The organism is Sphingomonas aerophila, assembly GCF_014199305.1.
GTDB lineage: Bacteria > Pseudomonadota > Alphaproteobacteria > Sphingomonadales > Sphingomonadaceae > Sphingomonas > Sphingomonas aerophila.
Genome location: NZ_JACIJK010000014.1, coordinates 61564 through 71589 on the forward strand (window position 1 = coordinate 61564; position 10026 = coordinate 71589).

General features: G+C 61.6%; 6 protein-coding genes and 2 pseudogenes. 4 read left to right on the forward strand and 4 right to left on the reverse strand.

All coding sequences use genetic code 11. The features are described from left to right. Positions 1-62: 62 nt before the first annotated feature. The gene (locus FHS94_RS17595; RefSeq protein WP_221234861.1) at positions 63-2861 is read right to left on the reverse strand and encodes a TonB-dependent receptor domain-containing protein; all 2799 of its coding nucleotides are present in this window, start codon (positions 2859-2861) and stop codon (positions 63-65) included. A 308-nt stretch (positions 2862-3169) separates the two neighbouring features. Then, the gene (locus FHS94_RS17600) at positions 3170-3352 is read right to left on the reverse strand and encodes a hypothetical protein (protein WP_184060332.1); all 183 of its coding nucleotides are present in this window, start codon (positions 3350-3352) and stop codon (positions 3170-3172) included. A 293-nt stretch (positions 3353-3645) separates the two neighbouring features. Here FHS94_RS17600 and FHS94_RS17605 point away from each other — a divergent pair, with 293 nt between their 5' ends. After that, the gene (locus FHS94_RS17605; RefSeq protein ID WP_184060334.1) at positions 3646-3924 is read left to right on the forward strand and encodes a hypothetical protein; all 279 of its coding nucleotides are present in this window, start codon (positions 3646-3648) and stop codon (positions 3922-3924) included. Between the two features lie 91 nt (positions 3925-4015). Beyond that, positions 4016-5317: an Hsp70 family protein gene (locus FHS94_RS17610; RefSeq protein ID WP_343055348.1), complete on the forward strand. Its 1302-nt coding sequence runs from the start codon at positions 4016-4018 to the stop codon at positions 5315-5317. Positions 5318-6708: 1391 nt separating this feature from the next. Here FHS94_RS17610 and FHS94_RS17615 read toward each other — a convergent pair. Continuing rightward, on the reverse strand, positions 6709-6861 hold the full coding sequence (locus FHS94_RS17615; RefSeq protein ID WP_184060337.1) for a hypothetical protein: 153 nt from the start codon (positions 6859-6861) through the stop codon (positions 6709-6711). A 975-nt stretch (positions 6862-7836) separates the two neighbouring features. On the opposite strand from FHS94_RS17615, the gene FHS94_RS19970 reads away from it, so the two are divergent. Continuing rightward, positions 7837-8265: a MucR family transcriptional regulator gene (locus FHS94_RS19970; protein WP_184060339.1), complete on the forward strand. Its 429-nt coding sequence runs from the start codon at positions 7837-7839 to the stop codon at positions 8263-8265. 123 nt (positions 8266-8388) lie between these two features. Here the strand turns inward: FHS94_RS19970 and FHS94_RS17625 are convergent. Further along, positions 8389-9142: pseudogene (locus FHS94_RS17625) on the reverse strand (IS5 family transposase). Positions 9143-9294: 152 nt separating this feature from the next. Between FHS94_RS17625 and FHS94_RS19500 the strand changes: the two are divergent. Continuing rightward, positions 9295-9869, forward strand: a pseudogene (locus tag FHS94_RS19500) (IS3 family transposase); the annotation flags it as partial. Positions 9870-10026 lie beyond the last annotated feature (157 nt).

Genomic DNA, 10026 nt, shown 5'->3' on the forward strand with positions numbered 1-10026 from the left:
TACGTCTGGCGGCGCAAGATGGCCTCCTGAAAAATGGGACAAGGTGACGGGGGACAGCAACCCTAGATCCGCAGGCGGAAGCCCGCCCGGAAGGACCGGCCGATCAGGTCATAGGGAGCGCTGCTGCCGAACGAGGTACCACTGGAAGGGATCAGCGGCGGATCTTGATCGAACAGGTTTTCGACCACGCCGAACACGGTAAACTTCGCGCCGCCGATGGTGACATCCACGTTCTGCGCCAGCTCGACATAGAAGACGTCCGGCAGCTTGTTGTATTCGTCCGGAATGCCAAGGCGCGCGGTGACCGGCTGATTGGTGATGCGGCCCGGGCCCAGGTACCGCGTCGTGATGGTGGTGCGGCTTGGTCCTACGGCATAGCTTGCCGTCAGCAGCCCGCGCCATTTCAGGCTGGCGAAGGTACCCAGCGTCGGCGGCTGCACATCGCCGGGAAGGTTGGTTTCGTCCTTCGTCCGCTGCGATACAAGCAGGCGCACGTCGATCGCGCCCGGCAGGGCCGAGTAGAGCCGATCCAGCCTGGTGCGGTAGCTCGCTTCGTAATCGATACCGGCGACCGACACGTTCTGCGCATTGACGCCGCTGGTCAGGATGGTCGCGTTGACCAGGTTCGTCGCCCCCGGCGCTTGAATGATGCTGTCGCAGGCGGCCGAGTTCTGCGGCCGATTAAAGCCATAGCAGATGTCGATGACCTGCTGTGCACCCAGCGCCACAATCGCATCCTTGATGTCGATCTTATACGCGTCGACCGACAGGCTGAACCCGGGCAAGAAGCTTGGGGTGAAGACCCCTCCCACGGTCCAGGTATCCGCGATTTCCGGCGTCAGATTGGGGTTGCCGCCGTTCAGCGTGATGTTCGGCACCTGGGGGCTGCCGGGCTGGGTACGGTCGAGATACGCGTTCACGAACTGGCTGCTGGGCGCGAACAGGTCGTTGAGGTTGGGCGCCCGGATGTCACGAGACCGGGTCAGGCGGGCGCGGAACTGACCGTTCACGTCCCAAGTGCCCCCTGCTTTCCACGTCGTGACCGTGCCGCTGGTCGAATAGTCGGTGAGCCTGACCGCGCCGTTGAACTCCAGCGATCGCGCCACCACCGAGTCACGGAGCAGCGGCACGAGCGTTTCGACAAAGCCCTCGCGCACTGCATAGCCGTTGCCGCCAGGCTTGAAGTTGCCGACGTTCCAGGCCGAGGCGACCGACAGGGCGTCGGCCGTCGCCTTGAAGCTTTCCTTACGCCCTTCAAAGCCGGCCGCGACGGACACCGGCCCCGCCCACAACGAGAACGGCTCATATTGCGCGTCGAAGGAGAAGATGTCCTGAACGATGTCGAGATCCTGCCGCGTGCGCAGGCCCTCGTTTACGCCCGTGACATAGGCGACCGCAGCCGTGCCGAGCGACCCCTCGCCGAACAGGTTCAACGGCACGCAGCCATTGTTAGGCGCAGTCAGGCGGGACCGGCAGATAGGCGTTCCCGGAGCAACACCGGCGACACCGCCCGCGGCCGGGTTGGCGATCGCATCGAGCGCCAATGCGAAGCGGCTCAGGATGATGTTGTTGTCGCGCGTGTACCAGACGTCGCTGTGCCCGCGCTGGTAGTAAGCGCGCCAGCGGCCCTTGCCCGAGAACTTGCCCTCCAGCGCGGCAAGCACCCGGTCCTGCCGGCGGTTATAGCCAGCCTCACCGATATGCTGGTCGGGGCTGTTCACCACGTCATAGAAGAGGCGATTCAGCTGAAAGGACGTGATCCGGTTCGCGTCCATCGCTTGCTGGATCGCCACGGGGATGAAGGGGTTGGTCCGATTGACCGTGATCGCGGTCGTGCCCTGCCGGTTGTACACCGCCGACCAGTTCACCGTGTCGTTGCCGGCATAGCTCCCTTCGAAGATCGCGTTCACGTCGTCTGAAAGCTCATAAGCGAACCGGCCGTACACGCTCCAATGCTCGTCTTCCGGCAGCAAGGCGCCGCGGATCGGCAGCGACTCCACCGTGCCGCCTGCCTGAACCTGGCCCTGCTGAATGGGGCCAAAGACAAATTGGCCGATCTGCCCGCCCGGCAGGAAGTTGGTCCCACGCAGCGGGCCGGTCGCGATCACACCGCCGGGCGTGCTGTTATAGCCCGCATCGAAGCGCACGATCTGGCCTGGCTGACCGTTGGTGGCCGTCCAATCTGGATTGTTGAGCAAGCGCAGGCCCGGCTCGAACCAATTGCGCGGGTCCTGGTAGAAATCGATCTTGTCGCCCTTGTAGTACAGCCCGCTGAGCAGCAGATGCCCGCGCTCGCCGATCTTGCGCCCTGCCGCGACATCGCCCGTCACGACCCGGCCGCCACCCTGGTCCGTGTCGCTATAGTTGAAGTTCGCCCGCATGCCGGTGAACCCGGTATCCAGGATGAAATTGACCACGCCTGCAACCGCGTCCGAACCGTAGGCCGCCGATGCGCCCCCAGTCACCACGTCGACCCGGCTTACCAGATTTTGGGGCAACAGGTTGACGTCCACGGCCGGGGACAGCCCCGATCCCACGACCCGCCGCCCGTCAAGCAGCGTCAGCGTGCGCGTGACGCCCAGGTCGCGAGCGCTGAGCTGGTTCGCGCCGCCCGTGGCATTGGCAAACAAGGTGGTCGTACGGGTCGAGTTGCCTACCCCCAGCGAGGGAAGCTGCTGTACATAGTCGGCGATGTTGCTGGGATTGCGCTGCTGGATCTCGTCCCGCGACAGAACCGTTGTTGGCGTCGGCGCGCGGGCACCATCGCGAACGATGCGGGAACCGGTGACCACCACGTCCCCCTCGCCCGTCCCCCCATCCTGAACCGGCGGGTTCGCCTGGCTGATCGAGCCGCCGGGCACTGCTGCTGGTGAAGTCGCGCCGGCAGTAAGGGGTTCAACTGTGCTCGAGGGATTTGCGTCCGGACCATCCGGCTGCGTCTGTGCCGTGCCCGCCTGCGCTGCCACCGAGCTCGGCAGCAGCGCCGCCAAGGCGTAAACCGCACCCGCACCACTCAGCCAAAGGCTTGAGCAACCCTTTGAAGAACCTGGACGCACAATCATAACCCCCGTTTCTCGCTGCGGTGCAACAGGCTGCTCTGCAACTTTCTGACGGTCAAGGCTGCTGCTGAAGAAATTTACCTGCGTGACATTTAGGTAAAATGTAGCGATCATTCATTTGCCGTCTCCGCACGTCGTCGGAGGCGCGGGCCAAATTCGCTGACGTACAACATCTGAGTCGTCCGCCTGGCCGGGAGATCGCGTCCGCACTTCTCGATCAGCCTGTCGGTCTTCACACGCTCCAGAACGCGATCGACGTGGAAGGTAGTGAGGCCGATCTCGTCGGCCGCCATCAGGGCGGTCGGTCTCGTTAAATGCGACGATTCCGATCCGCCATTGAGGCAAGGCCGATCTTTGCGATGCAACTGCCCTGAGCACCGTGACCACAAGCCGGGGCCCAACGGCTTCGGGCTGAGGAGTTGATCAGGTTCAGGGAGAACGGCTCACCTGCTTTGACACAAAGCGCCTGTTGGCCGCCAGCAAGCTCAATTCCAACCGTCTGCGTTCCGATGCCAGGCAACAGGTCAGCCGCTAAAGTTTAATTCCGATCAGCTTTCGTGACCACGGAAGGGTATAGATTGCACCAATGGACACGATCGCGGTCAGCCGGATCAAGGTTGCTGTCGGCGTAAGCAGTGCAGATGGGTTGCTTGTCCTAAACGACGGCGCCCTCGTCGCCGTGTTCGTGCATCTGGAGGCGGACTATTACGGGCCAGACAATGGGCGTTGGTATCTGGAAGCCGGCTTTGGTCCCTGCGCCGGGTCGCCTCGGACCTTCGACACTATCGCGGCGGCACTCCGCTGGATTGCCGAACGACTTGGCCTTGAAGACGGGGGCGTCTTGCCCCCGATCACGCCTTCTTGAAGCGGGCAGACCGGCCCGTTGTCAACGCAACCGGCCGATGTCATAGCGCCCGGCCCCGCCCGGCGGGTCACTCCATCCACAGGAACACATCGTGCAAGGCGACTTGGCCGCGGGCGCGCTCGGGCTCGATTTCGGCACCACCAACACCGTCGTTTCACTCGCCCAAAGCGATGGCACTTCAGAGCTCGTCGAGTTCGACGGTCCCGAGGAACCGGGCGCGGTGTTCCGCTCTGCGCTGTGCTTCTGGGAAGAGGAAAGTGCGTGGAACGGCATCGCCTGCGAGGCTGGGCCGCATGCCATTGCCGAGTACCTCCAGTCCCCGCTCGACAGCCGCTTCGTTCAATCGTTCAAGACCGTTGCGGCCAGCACCACGTTCGAGCGGGCGCTGGTGTTCGGCAAGCCATTTCGCTTCGAAGATTTCGGGCGCTTGTTCCTCCAGCGGTTGGTCCAGCATGCGGGCGGGCGGCTCGACGCGAGGCCGCGGCGGGTTATCGTTGGACGGCCGGTCGAATACGCCGGCGCACGGCCTGATCCCGATCTGGCCCGGCGGCGCTATGACCTGATGCTGCGGGAGTTCGGGGTCGAACTCTTCTATGTCTATGAACCGCTCGGCGCCGCGTTCAGCTACGCCTCTCGCCTGACCGAGCCCGCTACTGTGCTGGTGGCCGACTTTGGCGGTGGCACGACCGACTTCTCGATCGTACAGGTGGGAGAGCCTGGCGCGTCCCGCCGATGTGCGCCCCTCGCCGCCTCCGGCGTGGGTATCGCGGGCGACCGCTTCGACCGTCACATCGTCGAGCAACTGGTCCTGCCCATGCTCGGAAAGGGTGGTCAGTACCGCTCGATGGGCAAGATACTCGACATTCCGGGCGGCTGGTTCGCCGAGTTCTCGGACTGGTCCAGACTCGCGCTCATGCGCAATCGCCGTACGCTGGAAGAGCTTCGTCGGCTGCAGAAGGACGCCCTCGACGCGCAGGCGATCGGGCGCATGATCGCGCTGATCGAGCATGAACAAGGCTTCCCACTTTACGACGCGGTGGGCCGCCTCAAGCGCGCGCTGTCCAGCGAGCGTCAGGCCCAATTCCACTTCGAAAGCGGTGGGGTGGAGATCACGGCGGAGGTCGACCGCGCGGATTTCGAGGCGTGGATCCGACATGATCTCGTGCGGATCGAGGCTGCGCTTGATGCCGCGATTGTCAAAGCCGCAGTTGAACCCTCCCGTATCGACCGGGTCTTCCTGACGGGCGGCTCCTCGCTGATCCCGGCCATTCGCGCCATCTTCGACCGGCGGTTCGGTGAGGACCGCATCGCCACCGGCGGTGAACTTACCTCCATCGCGCATGGACTGGCTCTTGTTGGTCAGGAGCGAGACGTGGAAGCCTGGGCCGCCTGATCTGAAGCGGCGAACCATTCAACACCGCGCCCAACGCAAACAGGCCGTGGGCATAGAATACTCTACTGTCCGGAACTCTCGACAACGCAGCATCGGCCATCGATAAAGAGTCCAGCTTAGGGCAAGCGTTAGCGCTTTGCACTATTTTCATTGCCGCGAGACCGTGACCCACGTCGAACTGACATCAAAGGGCAAGGTCCGGCACACCTGCCCGACTGCAATACAGCGTCTAGAGACTCTAGCGCTCCAGCCCTGGATCGGGCAGTTGAACGCCGCAATGCAATATCTAGATTTCTTAGGGCGATCTCATCATCGAAGATCAGCTCTGGCGTTTGGCATAACTGTAATTTCAGAGTTGCCCTGAATTTAATTGGGTTTGCGGAGCACTTGAGAGGCCAGCTTAGCATTCCTTTCCACTCGCCTGCCTTCGGCCCCGATCCGACCGGCGAGAAAGGAGATAAAGATAGGGTCACCAAACATTCAACGTTGCCAGGGCGAGCGCCTGCTCTCCGCCCCCTCCCAGATAAGCTGACCTAAGAAGAAAGTCTTAATTGACCTCCTCCTTTTGACTCGCATACTCGTATGTGGATCGGACGCGCCGTCGGCCCGCCCCACTGGATTACTCAGACCGAAGAACCGCTTTGGAAGCAGTCCCTTCCACAGAGTTGCCGGTGAACAGCATCAGATCGATACGAAACGCGAGACCGAAGGCAAATCGCACTGCGCTTCGAAGACGAGGCTAGCCTGACGCATGCAGGGTACAATCGCCGCGCGCGAACGTTCTCGGTGGCATGTCTATCGGCAAGGCTATTACGATCATGCTTGCGACTGGAGGTCCGGCCTTTGGTAAGGAACCGATCAGGTCCGACGAACGCGAGACAAAGGCGCCGCTAGCTTATTCATTGGGCGCGCACACGCTCGGGCAGAAGCTGCCACAAGAGATGGTTCTCGCGCGTCAAGCAACGACGGGCACCCGTGCATGGTCGAATTGGTGGTCTGCTCCAGATTCCCCCTGTCTCCCGATCACGACCATGGCAGGCACGGTTGCACTTGTCGAAAGGACGCCTCGGGCGGAGTGCAGCAACGCTGTCGCTGACCTAAGCAAAATCGGCGACGCAGCTAGCGCCCTAGTCGACCAATGAAGGACAAACACGACGATCATTGAGGTACTGCTCGTCTCGATTGCCGCCCTCGACGCTTGAAATTGGGCAACGTCTTCGGCCCAAGTCGCACCTCGCAACAAGATCGAGCTTACCGCCGATTACAAGCTGGCAAGCTAAGATATAGAGCTGGACCGCCGGTGACAATTTGGTGCGAGCTAAACCTAGTGGAGAAACTCGCTCAAGCCTCTCATATGCTGTCACAATCAACATACTTCTCAAACCGGCGACTTAGCCCGACGGCCCGCCGATCAGCCGATGAATCAGCGATGCTAGCGGCTCACGTAAGAGGTAGACGATGATGGCCCAAGCTGCTGGCCAGCGTAACACCTCGATTAGCCGGATCGTGAAGGCTTTCCAGCCCAAGTCGTTGCCGTCTTTCATATCTTCCCTTGATAACCCGAGCCGAACGATCCACAGCTTGTTCTTCCTCCATCGGAAGGCTTAGAAAAACGAACATCTCGATCGGTTGAGAATCTAGGCCTGTTACGACCGCGCTCGCACATGCAAGCGGCGCAAGGCCTAAGCGTCGAATTTAGACCCTGCGGATCAGCGTCCCGTTCGCCGTCTTTTCTGACCTTAAGGCGAAAGTGAGCTGGTTCAGCTCTATCAAACAGGGGCACGAGCCTGCGCTGCAGTAGCCGCCAGTCTTTCGATCGACCTGTCGGGTGCAACATCGTCGTGACCTGCTCGGCTCCCATTACGCTTCGTTTTTTATCGCGAGGCAACGGGCGGTGGATGCTGAATCGCTGCCACGCCAGCCGATTGTTCGAGGGGTCCGATCCCTGTAAGGGACGGTGCACGTAGTCTCCGCTTCGGGCCCAGCGCCGGCCTGAGCTCGCTGCAAAGAGTGCAAGAAATGGGTTGGTTGCCAACTAATTGCCAGACCGAAGAGGCATTCGAGAGGCTCTCCCTCGGGATGGGCGGGCACCCGTCTGGAATTGATGGCCAAATTCGTCCGAGAAACGCAACGTTAGCGACTAGTTGCATGAGCATCGCAGTTGCTTTCGCGCGACCAACTGCACTGAGGTGGGACAAGCGCAGGTCAAGCGACAGGATGTCGTAATTCCGTATCAACCCCTGCTTCGATGTCCTCATCGTAATTAAAGCGAGTATACAGATCGGCCGCGCTGCTTCCTCTCGAGCGACCAAAATCGCCATGAAACCGGAAGGCGTGCCGCGCTGATGATTTTAGACCACCGCCAGCCGGCCAATCTTGCTTGGGACAACACACTGCGCGGAGGTGGACGGGTCCGCGACAATGCATCGGAGATTGCAGGTTTCTCCGCCGTGTGCTGACCGGCTCGAGCGGACCAGCTTAATACCTGCATCGCCATCTGAACTGAGGATTGAAAAGCTTTGGCTAACGATAAGGAGCTCGCGACAGCGCTGACCGTCGCCTGGCTGTCGAACGGGAGCATCGACGCAAACGTCAAGAGCGCCTCGGATTTTCTTCGAGCGATGTACGACGTTGTGACCGACCTTGACACTGGAACTACGCTGGAGGACGCTTGGCCAAATCATGATTACATATCAGCTGTAAGCCTAGAGGAGTCCCTGGCCGATCCCGACCACATTATCTCAATGATTGATGGCAAGCCGTACAAGCTATTGCGTCGTCATCTCATGCATCACGGGCTCACGCCCGAAGCATACCGACTTCGGTATAGGCTGCCTTCTAATTACCCTATGGTTCCTGCGAATTACGTCGCAAAGCGGCGCGATATCGCTGCCAGGTTTGGTCTAAACCCGCGAGCCGCCAGCCGCTCACGCCAGGAGCACACATAAAGGCTGCTTCCCTCCGAAGACCTCGGACGCATGACCGCTTGCGGGCGCCATTCAGAGCCCGGTTCGACGGTAACGATGAGCTGCCCACTTCTGAGTGACTGATCGACTAGGGCTCAGACTCATTTAGAGCCAGAAGGCGAGAGCTGTTGCGAGGGCCACGCCTGAGAGAAAGTTGGCCGCGAGCTTGTCATAGCGGGTGGCGACCCGACGGAAGTCCTTGAGGCGACAGAAAGCGTTCTCGATGAGGTGGCGGCCGCGGTAGCGGTTCTTGTCGTAGCGGATGATCCGCTTGCGGTTACGTCGGCCAGGGATGACCGGAACGGCGCCAGTGTTTCGCAAAGAGCGCCGCAGCTGGTCAGCGTCATAGCCCTTATCGGCAAGCAGGTAGCGAATGCGCCCGGCCCGCTGGAGCAGTGCGGGAGCAGCTTTGATGTCGCTGACATTGCCGGCTGTGAGTATCAGCGCATAGGGGGCGGCCGATGACGTCGGTGAGCGCGTGGACCTTGGTCGTCCAGCCACCACGCGAGCGCCCAATGGCTTGCGCCGAGCGCCCCCTTTTGCGCCAAACGCTTTCGCGTTGCGCCTTTACGTAGGTGCTGTCGATGGCGGTGCTCCTCGTCACCGCGCCAGCATCGACCAGCGCGTCCAGCAGCTTGAGCCAGAAGCCACGGTGCGACCAGCGGTTGAACCGATTGTACACCGTCGTGGACGGCCCGTACTCGGTCGGGCAGTCGCACCAGCGGCAACCAACCTTGAGCACATGCAGGATGCCCTAGATAACCCGCCGGTCGTCCACACGCCGCGCTCCAGGCTGGGTCTTGGGCAAGTGCGGCTCGATCGCCGCCCGCGCATCGTCCGACAACCAGAACAGCGCCATGCCACACCTCCCGTGATCCACGCCGCAGAGAATCAGGAAAGCCCGTCCATCTCAACCCGCTGATTGGGTTTGAGCCCTATGACAGTCTGGAACTGGGGAGGAACGACGCAGGCCTGCGAAAAGCGCAAGCTCGTGGCGCAAGGTGAAGATCGTTGGGCCAGGGCGGGACGACCACGGGGGCCCTACGGCGGATCGCGGTGGTCGAGCAGGCCCACCTCCGGTGCCGTAAGGAATATGGCGGTCTGAAGGCGGATCAGGCGCGTCTAATATAGGATCTGGAATCTGTGGCGCCGGCGCGCGATCTCAGATCTTACGTTGGAGAAGCCTATTCTGCAGGACGTTGCCGAGCCAAAAAGTTTTGAGCTCCGCGCGGCGCCGGCGCTGCAAAGACAAGGCCTAAATGCTGGGCTTGTCCGAACAGCGCGTGGGCCGGAGGCTCGGCCAGCAGCGGTCGACATAGCGCAAGGTGTCGTGCTGGGCGGGTGACGAAGCACACTGACGAAGGACATCATCGCCGCGGCCAAGCAACGGGAGCGCTGCCGCTATCGCTTTATGATCGCGCTGCTGCACACCGCTGGCTGGTCGGTGAACTTCAATTAAGTAGAAGGTGTTGGGCGACGCGAATGGGCTGAGAGTTCCGCCAACGCAGTCCCGACGCGGGCGGCTGTGGTTGAACGACGGCTCGTGCACCCGGCTGCGGCCGGAGTGCTGGGACCGCGTCTAGGCGTAAGACTTCGTAGGAGGGCGCGCTCATGACGGGCGCACGTTCCGCATCTTGACCGCTATATACTAGGGTCAGGACTCATTGGTTATAGCCAGAAGATGACGGTGGCCGCGAGCGCGACGGCAGAGAAGAAGACGGTTGGGCAGCGGTCGTAGCGAGT

Coding starts and splice junctions, on each gene's coding strand:
- FHS94_RS17615 (WP_184060337.1), bottom strand. CDS start 6,861: ATGAAAGACGGCAACGACTTGGGCTGGAAAGCCTTCACGATCCGGCTA.
- FHS94_RS17605 (WP_184060334.1), top strand. CDS start 3,646: ATGGACACGATCGCGGTCAGCCGGATCAAGGTTGCTGTCGGCGTAAGC.
- FHS94_RS17600 (WP_184060332.1), bottom strand. CDS start 3,352: ATGGCGGCCGACGAGATCGGCCTCACTACCTTCCACGTCGATCGCGTT.